We start from the raw sequence: 14,222 nt of genomic DNA, 5'->3' as shown, positions 1-14,222 counted from the left end.
CATTCAATTGCCGCAAAACGCGGGACATACTGCCGCCGTGCCATGCCGCACCCGCCTTGCTATGACGGAACCCGAAAAGGAGCGCCCCGATGCTGATCCTGCGCTATGCCATCGCCACGCTGATCCCGCTGGCCTGCCTGCTCTTGGGCGCTGTCCTGGGCGGCTGGTGGGCGGCCCTGGCGCTGGTCTGGCTGACGCTCTTCGCCGCCGGAATGGATCACCTGCTGTCGCCGCCCCCCATTGGCACCACCCATGCCGCCAGCGCCGAGGCGCTCTCGGTCACGCTGGCCTCGGGCCATCTCGCGCTCCTGCCGCTGGCCAGCCTCGCCTTCGCGGATCCCACGCAGACCTGGGGCGAGACGATCACGCTCGCCCTCGCCGCCGCCTCTTTCATGGGCCAGGTCAGCCATCCCAACGCGCATGAACTGATCCACCGGAGGCCGCGCGCCCTGCGCCGTCTCGGCGTCGCGGTCTATGTCTCGATGCTGTTCGGCCACCACGTCTCGGCGCATCGGCTGGTCCATCACGTCTTTGTCGGCACCGAAAGCGACCCCAACACGCCGCGCAGGGGGGAAAGCTTCTGGGCCTTCCTGCCCCGCGCCTGGCTCGGCTCCTTCCGTGCCGGTCACGCGCAGGAGGCGCGCCGCCACAAAGCCGGCACCCTGCCCGCTTACGCGATCTATGTCGGCGGGGCCGCGCTGGCGCTGGTGCTGGCCGCGCTCCTCGGCGGCTGGCCCGGCCTTCTCGGCTTCTCCATCGTGGCGGCGCTGGCGCAGATGCAGATCCTGCTCTCCGACTATATCCAGCATTACGGCCTGACCCGCCGCACGCTGCCGAACGGCCGCCTGGAACCGGTCGCGCCGCATCACAGCTGGAACGCCCCGCGCGGCTTCACGTCCTTCCTGATGGTCAACGCCCCGAGCCATTCCGACCACCACATGCACCCCGACCGCCCCTATGATGCGCTGAGGATCCCCGAAGGCGCCCCCCTCCTGCCCTATTCCCTGCCGATCATGGCGATACTGGCCACCATGCCGCGCCGCTGGCGGCGCAATATGGACCGCCGCGCGGAAAAAGCGATGGCCAAGGCCCCGCCGCTGCCGTGAAGCGCAGAACCCGCCCCCATCTTCTTGGTCCAAATACTCAAGAAAACGCTGCCCACGCGCACGGGCGCCATCATCTTCTTCGTCCAAATACCTGAATCTGACAGCCAACCCAAGACACCGCCCCCTCGGGTCACGCGCCACAGATGCCCCGGCCGAGGAGGGCCGCAAGGCCCGAGGAGGCCCCGCTAAAAGAGCGACCCCTGGTCCTCATCGTCGCCGCCACCCGATCTGCCGCGCCGATGCCTCGCACCCGCGACCACATCCAACCTTCCATCGGCGAACTGGATCTCCAGCCGTCCGGCGCGCTCGGCCTCGGCCTTCCCGGTCACCACATCGGCGCCTGCCCGCACAACCGCGTAGCCGCGCTTCAGCGTCTCGGTATAGCCAAGCGTCTGGCGCATCCGCTCCAGCGCGTCCAGCCGGTCGCGCCGCTGCTCCAGCCGCGCCCGCGCCACCGCGTCGAGCCGGACCAGCGCCGCATCCAGTCGCGCGCGGCGCTCCACCACACGCTCGGACAGCCGCGCAACCTGCATCCTTGCGCCGAGCCGGTCCAGATCTTCACGCCGCCGCGCCACCTGGGCCTTGAGCCGCGTCACCGACAGCCCCGCTTCGGCCCGGCCAAGCGCCACGCGCTTGATGCCGACCGCGCGCTCCAGGCCCGGGCCGAGCCGCGCCGCCTTGCGGTCCAACTCCATCCGCTTGGCCTGCGTCGCGGCGCGCAAGGCCGGGTCCAGCCGGTCGGCCAGCCCGTCGAGCCGCTGGCGCGGGCCATCCAGCACGCTCTCAAGCCGGGGCAATCCGCGTGAGAGGTCGCCCAAGCGCTGCCGCCGTGCCGCCACCCCTTGCGTGATCGCGCGGCTCATCCGTCCGCCCGCCGTTTCCAGCCAGGCCAGAAGCTCCAGGCGCACCGGCACCGCCATCTCGGCAGCCGCCGTTGGCGTCGGCGCGCGGCGGTCGGCGGCATGGTCAATCAGCGTGGTATCCGTCTCATGCCCCACGGCCGAGATCAGCGGGATCGCGCTTTCCGCCGCCGCGCGCACCACAACCTCCTCGTTGAAGCCCCAGAGATCCTCCAGCGAGCCCCCGCCGCGCGCCACGATGATCAGGTCGGGCCGGGGGATGCGCCCGCCCGCCTCAAGCGCGTTGAATCCCCTGATCGCGGCAGCCACCTCCGGCGCGCATTTCGCGCCCTGCACCGCGACCGGCCAGATCAGCACCTTGCGCGGGAACCGGTCGCGCAGCCGGTGCAGGATGTCGCGGATCACCGCGCCCGAGGGCGAGGTCACCACCCCGATCACCTCCGGCAGGCGCGGCAGGGGCCGCTTGCGGGCCTCGTCGAACAGCCCCTCGGCGGCCAGCGCCTGACGGCGTTTCTCCAGCATCGCCATCAGCGCGCCGACGCCTGCGGGGCGGATCTCCTCGATCACCATCTGGTATTTCGACTGGCCGGGGAAGGTGGTCAGGCGGCCCGTGGCGACGACCTCCATCCCCTCCTCGGGCTGCGTCGCCATCCGGCCCGCCACGCCCTTCCAGATGACGCCCGCCAGCACGGCGCGGTCATCCTTGAGGTCGAGATAGATATGGCCTGAGCGCGGGCGCGACAGCCGCCCGACCTCGCCGCGCACGCGCACGAGGGAAAACGCGCCCTCGACGGTTTTCTTGACCGCTCCCGAGATTTCGGAGACGGAGAATTCCGGCGCATTGCCGGGGCCCGGATCGGGGCCGTCATCATCCAGCAGATCATCCATGCACGCGACCCTAGCTTTCGAGGTCGCGGGGGGCCAGACCAATCTGGCATCGGATCAGTCAGGGACCGCCACCGGGCGTCCCGCCGCCTCCGCCGCCGACGCGCGCGGCCCCCGACAGACCGCCCCCGCCCGCCATCCGGCCCTTGGTCAGCAGGTAGACCGCGATGACCAGCGCCGGGATACCGCCGAGCGCCAGCGGCGCGAGGCTGCCATCGAAGACCGAGGCCACCGCGCCGCCCGCGACCAGCAGCCCCGCGAGGCTCCAATGCGGCAGGCGCGAGCGTGAGGCCCAGAAGAACCGGGGCGGGGCCTGGCCAAACTCGGCCTCGTAGCCCGCCAGAGTTGCGGCCCTGTCGCCGCGCTCGGGCGGAAGGGCCGCGACCTGCAATACGTCGCGGCAATAGCGGGCGAAATCCCCAGTCTGGCGGTGAAGCGCCAGCGCGGTGCCGATGAGGCCCGGCGCCTGGGGCCGCGCCACGGCGCCCGAGGCCGCGAGATAGGTGAAGCGCTTGTATTCCAGGATCACGTCGCCCGCCTGCCCTTGCCGGATGCGAGCGGTCTCGGCCAGCCAGGCGGCAAAGCTCTCGCCCTCCGGCCCGCGCGGCATGGGATGGGCCAGACAGCGCTGCCACATTGCCCGGTCTTTCATCCACCCCGCCCCCTTCGCGTCTTGTGACTTTGCGCCCGCTTGCGTATCCCGACCCCGGAATTACCAGTCTGGGGGCCGGAAGTGAACATACTCATCCTTGGCAGCGGCGGGCGCGAACATGCCCTGGCCTGGGCCTGCCTGCAGAACCCGAAATGCGACCGGCTGGTCGTGGCACCGGGCAATGGCGGCATCGCGCAGATCGCCGATTGCGCGGCCCTGGACCCGGAGGATGCGGGCGAGGTGGTGGACTTCGCCGCGGAGGAAGCCATTGATTTCGTTATCATAGGACCAGAGGGCCCGCTGGCCGCCGGGGTCGCGGATGCGTTGCGCGCGGCGGGGATCCTGTGCTTCGGACCGAGCCAGGCGGCGGCGGAGCTTGAAGCCTCCAAGGCGTTCACCAAGGAGATCTGCGACGCGGCAGGTGCCCCCACGGCGGCCTATGCGCGCTTTACCGAGGCAGAGCCCGCGCGGGCCTATATCCGCCAACAGGGCGCGCCCATCGTGGTCAAGGCCGACGGGCTTGCGGCGGGCAAGGGCGTGATCGTGGCGATGAGCGAGGCGGAGGCGCTGGCCGCCGTCGACGACATGTTCGCGGGCAGTTTCGGCGGCGCGGGCGCCGAGGTGGTGATCGAGGCGTTCCTGGAGGGCGAGGAGGCCAGTTTCTTCGTGCTCTGCGATGGCGAAACCGTGCTGCCCATCGGCACGGCGCAGGATCACAAGCGGGCCTTTGACGGCGATCAGGGGCCGAACACGGGCGGCATGGGGGCCTATTCGCCCGCGCCGGTGATGACGGATGCTATCATCTTGAAAACAATGGATGAAATTATCCGTCCAACGATGGCCGAGATGGCGAGGCGCGGCACGCCTTTCTCGGGTGTGCTGTTCGCGGGGCTTATGATCAAACACGGCGCGCCGCGCCTGATCGAATACAATGTCCGCTTCGGCGATCCCGAATGCCAATGCCTGATGTTGCGCCTCGGCGGTCAGGCGCTGGATCTCATGCTGGCCTGCGCCGAGGGGCGGCTCGGTGACATGGCCGTCAACTGGGCCGAAGATCACGCGATGTGCGTGGTGATGGCGGCGCAGGGGTATCCCGGAAGTTACGAGAAGGGCAGCGTGATCAGGGGGTTGGAGGAGATGCCCGAGACCAGCCATGAGATGTGCTTTCACGCCGGGACCACGCGCAGGGACGGGCAATACCTGGCCAATGGCGGCAGGGTTCTGGGGCTGACCGCGCGGGGAGAGAACTTGCGCGCGGCACGGGACCGGGCCTATGCGCTGGTGGACCGGGTGGACTGGCCCGAGGGGGTCTGCCGCTCCGATATCGGCTGGCGGGCGCTGGAGGGATGAGGGGGGTCGCCGCCTGACGGCGGCGACCGTTCTGAAGAGTTATGGGAACGGGATTTGCGCGGCTTTTCTGACAGGAGTGTCAGAAATTCCTGACAGGTTTGTCCGGTTTTCGAGGACGGGATTTCGCCGCCTTTCGGCGCCGATCCGGCGCCGCGCGCACGCGCGGCGGGCAGGGATCGAGGCTGCGTCCGGGATTCGGACGGAGTGAGTGTGGAGGGCGTGATGCCGGTTTGCCGAGAGGTCCGAATGGCGGGGAATGCCCGCATTCGGACCTGATCAAGGCTGCTGTCCGAGTCGCCTGCCGCGTCAAGGACGGGGCCGCGCGGGGCGCAGTCGCTGACGCGATCCTTGACCCGTCAGGCGAATCGGGGTTGGGGCGCTAGTCGCAGGACAACGCGGTTTGCAGCGCGGTGGCGCTGTAGGGGCCGAGGTCGGTTGCGGTGATCCCGGTGCCATCGAAACGGCTGGCGATGAGGCGGGACCAGTCGGCATTGGCGGTCAGCATCTCGGGGCCGTCCCCGCAATCGCGGAGACCCGAGGAGATGAAATCCTCGCCGATGCGGTGATTGGTGAGGCCGGTGGCGGCGGCAAGTTCGGTCAGGTCGCCATTTGCAAAGCGCCAGATGCGCAGGGTGCGCGCCAGGTGGGGGCGGTCGATATAGGCGATCTCCATATGCCCGTCGCCATCCAGATCGGCGGCCCCGATGGGCGCGAGCCAACGATTGGCGCGGCCGATATAGGGGGTCGTGGCGAGGAGCGTCAGCGAGGCGCCGGTGGCGGCGTAGATGGCCAGTTGCGCGCCTTGCGTCAGGCTGGAACGGACCGTGATGATCTCGGCCATGCCGTCGCCGTCCAGGTCGGCCAGGCGCGGGGCGGTGTCCTCGAACACATGGGCCCCGTCCAGGGTGACGCCGACGAGGTCGCAGTCATTGCCCGCACCTTCGGCATAAGCGTAGAGCGCGCCGCCCTCGATGGCGTCGCCAAGGACGCCGTGGCCGTAGCGGGTGGTCGCGGAGCCATACCAGGCAGCCCAGACCCCCTCGCCCTCGGCGCCCGCGAAGGTGACGCTTTCCGGCAGATCGGTCGCCCGGTGCGGAGGCTGTTCGCAGGCCATCGCGGCACCCGTCCCGAGGCCAAACGCCGCGACGAGTCCCGCAAGCCGCATCAGATCTGCTTTTCCGGCATCCGCACGATCAGCCCGTCCAGCTCATCCGTGACCTTCAACTGGCAGGTCAGGCGCGAGGTTGCATCCGGCTCGTAGGCGAACTCCAGCATGTCCTCTTCCATCGGGTCGATGGCGGGCAGTTTCTCGACCCAGGAGGGATCGACATGCACATGGCAGGTGGAACAGGCGCAGGCGCCGCCGCAATCGGCCTCGATGCCCGGAATGTTGTTGTCGCGGGCGCCTTCCATCACGGTCAGCCCGGTGGGAACATCGACGACATGTTCGGTGCCGCCGAACTCGATATAGGTGATCTTTGCCATGGGGGGAGCGGTCCTCGTCTTCAAATCCATCAAACAGGTAACGACCCCGGCCCGCCTTTTCCAGCCCCGAAATCGCCCCTGCATATGTGCAGACATATAGTGGATCGTGCCAGGGGAGGCCAGAGGCCCCGGACCGCAAGGACACAGGATGCCGCCGATCCCCGCTTGGGCGCTTTTCCGGGGCGTCGAATGGCGGTATAAGCGGGCGCAGAACAGATGCCCCGGCAAACGGGGCTCTCCGGATACAGGCCCGATATGAAACTCTTTCCCCTGATCGGCGCGGGCGCGTTGTGGCTTGCCGCATGTAGCCCCGCCCCCTCGCCCGAGGTGGCGCGGCTTCTGGATCGTGACGGCACCATCGTGACGCGCGGCGAGGGCCCCGAGAATGCCCGGCCCGATGCCTGTTACGCGCAGGACGTGACGCCCGCCGTGATCGAGACGGTGACGGAGCAGGTGATGGTCGCCCCGCCCCAGGTGGATGCCGGCGGCACCGTTACCAGCCCCGCGATCTTCCAGACCGAGACCCGCCAGCGCATCGTGACCGAGCGCGACGACCTGTGGTTCGAGACACCCTGCGCCGCCGAAAACGACCCCGAGTTCATCGCCATGGTGCAGCGGGCGCTGGCCGTGCGCGGGCATTATCGCGGGCCGGTGACGGGGGTGATGGATCTGCGCACGCGCCGCGCCATCCGCGAATACCAGCGGCCCCAGGGTCTGAATTCCGGCGCGCTGTCGCTGGCGGCGGCGCGGCTCTTGGGGCTGGCGGTCTGGGATCCGGAGGCGGCGGCGGTGCGGGGGGCACCTTCGGACGCATGACCCCGTTCAGATGACAAAACGCCCGGCCTGATCTCTCGGGCCGGGCGGTTCTTGCAATGTCGGGAGGCCGTGTCCCGGCATTATTCGTCCTCTTCGTCCGAGATCGGCAGCGCCACGAAACGCGGGTTGCCGCCCCGGCTGATCAGGAGCAGCACCGATTTCTGGCCGGCCTCGGCGGCCTCGGCCACGCGGGCGTGGAAGGCGTCGAGATCGGCCACCGGCTCCTGGCCGACCTCGGTGATCACGTCACCCGCCATCAGGCCGCGGTCGGCGGCTTCGCTGTTGGGGTCGACCGCCTCGATCACCAGGCCGCCCTCGACGCCCTCGGCCCCAAGCTGCTGGCGCAGCTCATCGGTCAGCGGCATCAGGGTCAGGCCCCGGAAATCGCTCTGCTCGGGGGCGACGTCGGGGCTTTCCGTATCGGGGAAGGCGACGCGCTCCTCGGTTTCGCGGCGGCCGAGCGTGACCAGCAGGGTCTGGGTCTCGCCCTCGCGCAGGACCACGACGCGGACGGTCTCGCCAACCGGCGATTCGCCGACGATGCGGACCAGTTCGCGGGTATCCTCGACCGTGCTGCCGTCGAAGCTGGTGATCACGTCACCCACTTCCATCCCGGCCTCGCGCGCGGGGCCTTCGGGCACGTCGGTGACCAGCGCGCCCGCGCTGGCTTCGAGCCCGAGACCTTCCGCGATATCGGGGGTCACGTCCTGGATGCGCACGCCGAGCCAGCCACGGCGGGTCTCGCCGAATTCCTGCAACTGTTCGACCACGCGCATGACCACGTTGGACGACATCGAGAAGCCAAGCCCGATCGAGCCGCCATTGGGGCTGAGGATCGCGGTGTTCACGCCGACGACCTCGCCATCCATGTTGAAGAGCGGCCCGCCCGAGTTGCCCCGGTTGATCGCGGCATCGGTCTGGATGAAGTCGTCATAGGTGCCCGAAAGCGCGCGTTCCCGCGCCGAGACGATCCCGGCGGAGACCGAGAAGCCCTGGCCCAGGGGGTTGCCCACGGCCATGACCCAATCGCCCACGCGCATCACGTCGCTGTCGCCGAAGGGGACGAAATCGAGCGGCTGGTCGGGATCGACCTTGAGAAGCGCGATATCGGTGTTCTCATCGGTGCCGATTACCTCGGCGGGCAGTTCGAGCCCCGAGCGGAACTCGATCATGATCTCGTCGGCGCCGGCGATGACGTGGTTGTTGGTGACGATAAAGCCATCCTCGGAGATCACGAAGCCCGAGCCGAGCGCATTGGGCCGGCGCGGCTGCGGCTGGCCGGGGCCGTCCCGGTCCAGAAACTCGTTGAAGAAATCCTCGAGCGGCGAGCCCGGCGGCACGTTCGGCCCCGGCCCGGTGCCCGAGGCGACAAGGCTGGTGGTCGTGATGTTGACCACGGAATCGCCGACCTGGTCGACGAGATCGGCAAAGCTGGACGGGCCGGAAAACTGCGCCCGTGAGGGCAAGGCCGAGGCGATGACTGTGGCCAGCGCCATCGCGATGATCAAGATGAATGCCAGTGCGGTCTTGGCCTGCTCGGTCCCGCGAACCGGACGGGCCTGGGTGACGGCCCGCGTGTCTGGATTGTGATGGATCACGTTCTTCCTCCGTTCAGAGTTGTTCAGGAAATCCTGTCCTCATGCTGACAAGAGATATTTGCCCGCAGCCGCTGTCAATCAACCAATGGATTTGAAACCTCGGTCACATGGGCGTGAAGTTGCTTGTCGGAGAGAGGGCGAAACGCGCCGTCGACGGCGCGCCCCGTCCGCAAATTCGAATTTGCGGGGGAGGCTTTTGGGAAAGCCTCCACCACTGCGGTCCGGGTGGGGGCGGCAGGGCCTTCGAAGGCCCTGTGGAGGCTTTTCGAAAAGCCTCCGGCCAGCCCCGGCGCGGTCTATCGCCTACATGTCCACCGGCAACTCGTAGCACTTGCAGATCGCGCCGCCCGAAACCCGGTAATCGCGAAACCCCATCGCCTCGTAATAGGCCAGACCTTCGGCGTTCTCCGGCTGGATCGTCGCGTCGATCGAGCGCACCCCGGCGCGCCGCGCGGCATCCCGGCTGGCAGCGAACAGCGCCCGCCCGACACCGCGCCGGGCGGCATCGGGGCTGACATGAGTGCCGATGATGCCCCATCCCTGCGTCACGCCGTAGATATTCCCGTCGCGCGCATGCTTGAGGCTCTGCATCCCCAGTATGTGCCCCTGCGCAACCAATGCCACGCTGCATGCGATCCGGTCGGGGTGGCCGATATAATGGATGCGCACGAAATCGACATCGCTGGGGCTCTTGCGCTTGCCGCGCGCGGCAAGCTCCCGCAGGAAGTCACTGATTGCGGGCGCGTCCTCTGGCGCCGCCGGTCTGATCCGGATGTCGCTCATCCCCCCGCAACCTGGCTCAGCACCACCAGGAGCGTGCCGATCACCAGCGCCCCGAAGCCCGCGATGCGCAAGGTCTCGATGGGTTCATGGCGCATCCGTTCCATCAGGTCCTTCATGAAGGAAGGGGCCAGCGCATAGGCCAGCCCCTCGATCACAAGTACCAGTCCGAACCCCCAGAGGATCGTCTGGAGCATGGGTCTACTGCCCCACGGTCGGCGCATCCGCCGGGAGGGGGGCGTCCGCCTCCTCCTCCTCGGGGGTTTCGACCTCCTCTTCCGGGGCCGCGTCGGGGGTCGCCGCGACCGGGGCCGCGCCCAGGCTGCCGCCCATGGGGTCGGCGAAGAACTCGAAGAAGGCACTGTCGGGTGACAACACCATCGAGGAATTCGAGCCCGGCAATGCGCGCTCATAGGCCGTCATCGAGCGGTAGAACTCGAAGAAGTCCTGATCCGCCCCGAAGGCCTCGGCAAAGATCCGGTTGCGCGCGGCATCGGCTTCACCGCGGATGATCTCGGCGTCGCGGGTCGCTTCCGAGACCAGCTCCACCACGGTCCGGTCGGCGGTGGCGCGCACGCGCTGTGCGGCTTCCTCACCCCGTGCCCGTTCATCCGTCGCCTCGCGTTCACGCTCGGCCCGCATCCGGGCGAAGGTGGCGGCGAGGTTCTGCTGCGGCAGTTCGGTCTGTTTCAGGCGCACGTCCAGCACATCGAGCCCGAGCGGCAGGGCGCGCAGCCTTGCCTGTTCGGTGATGCGCTCCATCAGCACGGCGCGTTCAGAGGACAGGATCGTGTTGGAAGTCACGCCCTCGGAACCCAGAACGGCGCGGATCTGCGGGTTCAGGATGTCTTCCAGCAGGCGTTCGGCCTCGCGCAGGCCCCCGGCACCGACGGCCAGCCGGAACTGTTCGGCATCGACGATGCGGTAGCGGGCGAAGGCATCGACCACCAGGCGGCGGTCATCCGACGGCGTGACCTCGATCGCCGCGGTATCGAGCGACAGGATGCGGTCGTCGTAATAGACCACCTCCTGAATGAAGGGGATCTTGAAGTTGAGCCCCGGTTCCTCGATGACCTGGCGGATCTGACCGAATTGCAGCACCAGCGCGCGCTGGCGTTCATCGACCACGAAGACCGAGGACAGAAGCAGCGCGACGGCCACCACGGCGACGGGTATGAGGATGGTGATCTTGCGCATCAGTTGGTCCCCCGGTTGCGGAGTTCATTGAGCGGCAGGTAGGGCACGATGCCCCCTGCCCCGGTGCCGGCCTCGGTATCCAGGATCATCGTCTCCATGTCGCCAAGCACGCGTTCCATCGTCTCCAGGTAGAGACGGCGGCGGGTCACTTCGGGGGCCAGCAGATATTCGGCCAGAACCGCCGAGAAGCGGCTGGCCTCACCCTGGGCCTCGTTGACGACCTGGGCGCGGTAACCCTCGGCCTCTTCCAGCAATTGCGCCGCTTCACCGCGTGCGCCGGCCAGAACCCGGTTGGCATAGGCATCGGCCTGGCGTTGCAGCTGGTCGCGTTCCTGTTCGGCGGCCTGCACATCGCGGAAGGCGTCGATGACCTCGTTTGGCGGATCGGCGCGGTCGAGGTTGAGGCGGACGATGTTGATGCCGCTTTCATACCCGTCAAGCGTGGTCTGGATCAGTTCCTCGACCGTATCGGCGATCAAGGCCCGGTCACGGTTGAGGATCGGGGCCAGTTGGCTCGCCGCGATGACCTCGCGCATGGCGGCCTCGGAGACCGCGCGCACCGTCGCCTCGGGATCGCGCAGGTTGAAGAGGTAGCGTTGCGGGTCGGAGATGTTCCAGACAACTTCGAAGTCGATATCGACGATGTTCTCATCCGTCGTCAGCATCAGCCCATCGGCCTGCGCGCCGGAGCGGTTGTTGCCAATGCTCTCGGTGCGGTTGGTGGTGACCTCGACCACTTCGGCAGTGACCAGCGGCCAGGGCGCGAAGTTGAGGCCGGGATCGTTGACCGAGGAAAACTCGCCCAGGAAGAGCTCGACCGAGCGTTCCTCGGGCTGGACCGAGTAGACCGAGGCGTAGAGCCAGAGGCCAATGACGGCGAGACCGGCGATGACGAAGCCGCCGCGCCCGATCTGGGGGCCGCCACCGCCGCCTTCGCCGTTGGCGCCGCCGCCGCGACCGCCCATCAGGACGCGCAGCTGTTCCTGGCCCTTGCGCATGATCTCGTCCAGTTCGGGGATCTGCTGACCCCCGCCCTGTCCGGGGCCGCGCCCGCCTCGGGGTGGATCGCGGTCGTCATCGCCCCTGTTGCCACCGTTGCCAGAGCCGCCACCGCCGCCCCAGGGTCCGCCAGAATTTCCTGCCATACCAGCCTACTTCCCTCTAGATGTCCAAGCCGCACACGTCGGCGCGCGCGGCGGTTCCTTGCTACCTGTGCTTATATTGGTCGAAAATCAAGCCGTGCGCACGGGTGTTTTCATCGTGACCAGTTCTTCGGCCATCGTGGGGTGGACCGCAACCGTGCGGTCGAAATCCTCTTTCGTGGCCCCCATGCGCACCGCGATGCCCACCATCTGGATCATTTCGCCCGCGTGATCGCCCACCAGATGCACGCCCAGGACGCGGCGCGTGTCGGCGCAGACGACCAGTTTCATCAGCACTTTTTCAGCGTGCCCCGCGAACATCGGCTGCATCGGCCGGAAGGCGGCGACATAGACCTCGATCGGGCCTTGCGCGCGGGCCGCCTCCTCGGTGAGGCCCACGGTGCCCATCTCGGGCTGCGTGAAGACGGCCGAGGGGATCAGGTCATGCTCGGCCTTGCGCGGCGTGCCGCCAAAGACGGTGTCGGCAAAGGCGTGGCCCTCGCGGATCGCCACAGGCGTCAGGTTGACGCGGTCGGTCACGTCGCCCACGGCAAAGACCGAGGGGATGTTGGTCTGGCTGTACTCATCCACCGCAATCGCCCCGTTCTCACGCAGGGTGACGCCGATCTCCTCCAGCCCCAGGCCGGCGGTGTTCGGGTGGCGCCCGGTGGCATACATCACCGCGTCATATTGCGCGATGGAGCCGTCGCCGGAGGTCGCCTTGATGCCGTCCGGGCCGCGCTCCAGCTTGCGCAGCACGGTGTCGGTATGAAGCGTCACACCGCGCGCGCGCATCGCGTCGGCGATGTGGTCGCGCGCCTCATCGTCGAAGCCGCGCAGGATCTGGGGACCGCGATAGAATTGCGTCACGTCCACGCCCAAGCCATTAAGAATACAGGAAAACTCACAGGCGATATAGCCGCCCCCGACGATCAGGATGGATTTCGGCAGCGCGTCGAGCTTGAAGATCTCGTTCGAGGTGATGACCAGGTCGGAGCCGGGGAAATCCGGCACGAAGGGCCAGCCGCCGGTGGCGATGAGGATGTGCTTCGCGGTTTTCGTGCTGCCATCGGCCAGCTTGACGCTGTGGGGGTCGGCAAGCGTCGCGCGGGTATCGAAGACCTTCACGCCCGCGCGGTCCAGGTTGCGGCGATAGGCCGCTTCCAACCGGTCAAGCTCGGCCTCCAGCTTGCCGTGAAACCTGCCCCAGTCGAACGCCCCGAGCGTGGCCTCCCACCCATAGGCCGCCGCATCGCGCACCTGGTCGGGGTATTCCGAGGCATAGACCATCAGTTTCTTCGGCACGCAGCCCCGGATCACGCAGGTTCCGCCCATGCGGTATTCCTCGGCCAGCGCGACCTTCGCGCCATGTTCCGCCGCGATCCGCCCCGCGCGCACCCCGCCCGAGCCGCCGCCAATGACGAAAAGGTCGTAATCGAATGCGGTCATGTCACGCCGTCCTTCCTGATTGCCTCATAACCCCTATCTGGCGCCAATCACCCCCTCGCGCAGCCCGCGCGGCTGCACACGTCCCTGTGCATCAGGAGGTGGCGATCACTCCGCGATGTCGACGAAGAGGTTGTCGGTGTCGATGATGTCGATGCGCTCGTGTTCAACGGTGCCGTTGTTGATGTCGCGCACTTCCACGCTGCCATCGCCCTTGCCGATCACCACCACGTCGCAGATATCGAGGAAGAGCCCGTTTTCGACCACGCCCGGCACCTGGTTCAGCACCAGGCTGAGCTGCTGCGGATTGGGGATGTGGCGCAGGTGCAGATCGAGGATGAAGTTGCCCTCATCGGTGCGGAACGGCGTGTCATGGTTGAGGCGCAGCGAGGTCGTGTTGCCGAGCACGTCGAGATTTCCCAGCATCTCCTCGACCAGCGCCTTGGTGGTCTGCCAGCCGAACGGGATCACCTCGATCGGCAGCGGGAAGGCCCCGAGGGTTTCGACCTGCTTGGAGGCATCGGCGATCACGATCATCTGGTCGCTGGCGGTGGCCACGATCTTCTCCTGCAAGAGCGCCCCGCCGCCGCCCTTGATGAGGTTCAGTTGCGGGTCGTATTCATCGGCCCCGTCGATGGTCAGGTCCAGCCATTTGACCTCATCGAGGGTCGAGATCGGCACCCCCACCTGGCGCGCCAGATCAGCGGTGCGGGTCGAGGTGGCGACGCCGGTGACCTTGATCCCCTCATCGCGCACCAGTTCCCCCAGGCAGCGCACCATCCAGGCCGCCGTCGAGCCCGTGCCAAGCCCGATCCGCATCCCGTCCTCGACATAATCCACCGCGCGTTTGGCGGCGACGAATTTGGCCTTGTCGATGGGCGAAAGCTGTGCGGTCATGTCGGTTG

14 protein-coding genes are annotated in these 14,222 nt (G+C 67.8%); 3 read left to right on the top strand and 11 right to left on the bottom strand.

From position 1 onward, the window contains the following. The first annotated feature begins 89 nt into the window (after positions 1 to 89). Positions 90 to 1,106, top strand: a complete 1,017-nt coding sequence (locus HNS34_RS01860; protein WP_172317411.1) for an alkane 1-monooxygenase — start codon at positions 90 to 92, stop codon at positions 1,104 to 1,106. Between the two features lie 185 nt (positions 1,107 to 1,291). Here HNS34_RS01860 and xseA read toward each other — a convergent pair whose 3' ends face one another. After that, positions 1,292 to 2,854 (bottom strand): exodeoxyribonuclease VII large subunit, encoded by a 1,563-nt coding sequence (gene xseA / locus HNS34_RS01855; RefSeq protein ID WP_172317409.1) that lies wholly within the window; start codon positions 2,852 to 2,854, stop codon positions 1,292 to 1,294. 58 nt (positions 2,855 to 2,912) lie between these two features. Further along, positions 2,913 to 3,503, bottom strand: a complete 591-nt coding sequence (locus HNS34_RS01850; protein ID WP_172317407.1) for a hypothetical protein — start codon at positions 3,501 to 3,503, stop codon at positions 2,913 to 2,915. 81 nt (positions 3,504 to 3,584) lie between these two features. On the opposite strand from HNS34_RS01850, the gene purD reads away from it, so the two are divergent. After that, a complete protein-coding gene (gene purD, locus HNS34_RS01845) occupies positions 3,585 to 4,853 on the top strand; it encodes a phosphoribosylamine--glycine ligase (protein ID WP_172317405.1) in 1,269 nt (422 codons plus the stop codon). Between the two features lie 379 nt (positions 4,854 to 5,232). Here the strand turns inward: purD and HNS34_RS01840 are convergent, their stop codons facing one another. Next, complete coding sequence (locus HNS34_RS01840) at positions 5,233 to 6,018, bottom strand: FG-GAP repeat domain-containing protein (RefSeq protein ID WP_172317403.1); 786 nt, start codon at positions 6,016 to 6,018, stop codon at positions 5,233 to 5,235. Further along, positions 6,018 to 6,338: a 2Fe-2S iron-sulfur cluster-binding protein gene (locus tag HNS34_RS01835; RefSeq protein WP_172317401.1), complete on the bottom strand. Its 321-nt coding sequence runs from the start codon at positions 6,336 to 6,338 to the stop codon at positions 6,018 to 6,020. Before HNS34_RS01835 ends, HNS34_RS01840 begins: the two co-directional genes overlap by 1 nt. Before the next feature lie 255 nt (positions 6,339 to 6,593). On the opposite strand from HNS34_RS01835, the gene HNS34_RS01830 reads away from it, so the two are divergent. After that, positions 6,594 to 7,154, top strand: a complete 561-nt coding sequence (locus tag HNS34_RS01830; protein WP_172317400.1) for a peptidoglycan-binding domain-containing protein — start codon at positions 6,594 to 6,596, stop codon at positions 7,152 to 7,154. An 80-nt stretch (positions 7,155 to 7,234) separates the two neighbouring features. Here the strand turns inward: HNS34_RS01830 and HNS34_RS01825 are convergent, their stop codons facing one another. The 7 genes from HNS34_RS01825 to rpiA all read right to left on the bottom strand — a co-directional run bounded on the left by HNS34_RS01825 (position 7,235) and on the right by rpiA (position 14,214). After that, a complete protein-coding gene (locus tag HNS34_RS01825; protein WP_172317894.1) occupies positions 7,235 to 8,650 on the bottom strand; it encodes a DegQ family serine endoprotease in 1,416 nt (471 codons plus the stop codon). Between the two features lie 405 nt (positions 8,651 to 9,055). After that, a complete protein-coding gene (locus HNS34_RS01820; RefSeq protein ID WP_214647390.1) occupies positions 9,056 to 9,535 on the bottom strand; it encodes a GNAT family N-acetyltransferase in 480 nt (159 codons plus the stop codon). Next, complete coding sequence (locus HNS34_RS01815) at positions 9,532 to 9,729, bottom strand: DUF2065 domain-containing protein (RefSeq protein ID WP_172317398.1); 198 nt, start codon at positions 9,727 to 9,729, stop codon at positions 9,532 to 9,534. The genes HNS34_RS01820 and HNS34_RS01815 overlap by 4 nt, the downstream gene beginning before the upstream one ends. 4 nt (positions 9,730 to 9,733) lie before the next feature. After that, entirely contained in the window at positions 9,734 to 10,729 is a 996-nt protein-coding gene (gene hflC, locus HNS34_RS01810) for a protease modulator HflC (RefSeq protein WP_172317396.1), read from the bottom strand. Next, positions 10,729 to 11,874 carry an FtsH protease activity modulator HflK gene (hflK, locus tag HNS34_RS01805; RefSeq protein ID WP_172317394.1) on the bottom strand — a complete coding sequence of 382 codons (1,146 nt, stop codon included), beginning with the start codon at positions 11,872 to 11,874 and terminating at the stop codon, positions 10,729 to 10,731. Before hflK ends, hflC begins: the two co-directional genes overlap by 1 nt. 87 nt (positions 11,875 to 11,961) lie before the next feature. After that, positions 11,962 to 13,320, bottom strand: a complete 1,359-nt coding sequence (gor, locus tag HNS34_RS01800; RefSeq protein WP_172317392.1) for a glutathione-disulfide reductase — start codon at positions 13,318 to 13,320, stop codon at positions 11,962 to 11,964. Positions 13,321 to 13,425: 105 nt separating this feature from the next. Then, positions 13,426 to 14,214 carry a ribose-5-phosphate isomerase RpiA gene (gene rpiA / locus HNS34_RS01795; protein WP_172317390.1) on the bottom strand — a complete coding sequence of 263 codons (789 nt, stop codon included), beginning with the start codon at positions 14,212 to 14,214 and terminating at the stop codon, positions 13,426 to 13,428. Between the last annotated feature and the right edge of the window lie 8 nt (positions 14,215 to 14,222).

This window comes from Alterinioella nitratireducens (assembly GCF_013155465.1).
GTDB classification, from domain to species: domain Bacteria; phylum Pseudomonadota; class Alphaproteobacteria; order Rhodobacterales; family Rhodobacteraceae; genus Alterinioella; species Alterinioella nitratireducens.
Note: the sequence above shows the minus strand (reverse complement) of the source record. Positions and strands in the feature narration are given on the sequence as shown.

Bases quoted from the DNA above. Each gene is read 5' to 3' on its own strand.
- HNS34_RS01850 (WP_172317407.1), bottom strand. From the start codon at position 3,503: ATGAAAGACCGGGCAATGTGGCAGCGCTGTCTGGCCCATCCCATGCCG.
- hflK (WP_172317394.1), bottom strand. From the start codon at position 11,874: ATGGCAGGAAATTCTGGCGGACCCTGGGGCGGCGGTGGCGGCTCTGGC.
- HNS34_RS01830 (WP_172317400.1), top strand. From the start codon at position 6,594: ATGAAACTCTTTCCCCTGATCGGCGCGGGCGCGTTGTGGCTTGCCGCA.
- HNS34_RS01840 (WP_172317403.1), bottom strand. From the start codon at position 6,018: ATGCGGCTTGCGGGACTCGTCGCGGCGTTTGGCCTCGGGACGGGTGCC.
- gor (WP_172317392.1), bottom strand. From the start codon at position 13,320: ATGACCGCATTCGATTACGACCTTTTCGTCATTGGCGGCGGCTCGGGC.
- xseA (WP_172317409.1), bottom strand. From the start codon at position 2,854: ATGGATGATCTGCTGGATGATGACGGCCCCGATCCGGGCCCCGGCAAT.
- HNS34_RS01835 (WP_172317401.1), bottom strand. From the start codon at position 6,338: ATGGCAAAGATCACCTATATCGAGTTCGGCGGCACCGAACATGTCGTC.
- hflC (WP_172317396.1), bottom strand. From the start codon at position 10,729: ATGCGCAAGATCACCATCCTCATACCCGTCGCCGTGGTGGCCGTCGCG.
- HNS34_RS01815 (WP_172317398.1), bottom strand. From the start codon at position 9,729: ATGCTCCAGACGATCCTCTGGGGGTTCGGACTGGTACTTGTGATCGAG.
- HNS34_RS01820 (WP_214647390.1), bottom strand. From the start codon at position 9,535: ATGAGCGACATCCGGATCAGACCGGCGGCGCCAGAGGACGCGCCCGCA.
- HNS34_RS01860 (WP_172317411.1), top strand. From the start codon at position 90: ATGCTGATCCTGCGCTATGCCATCGCCACGCTGATCCCGCTGGCCTGC.
- HNS34_RS01825 (WP_172317894.1), bottom strand. From the start codon at position 8,650: ATGGCGCTGGCCACAGTCATCGCCTCGGCCTTGCCCTCACGGGCGCAG.
- rpiA (WP_172317390.1), bottom strand. From the start codon at position 14,214: ATGACCGCACAGCTTTCGCCCATCGACAAGGCCAAATTCGTCGCCGCC.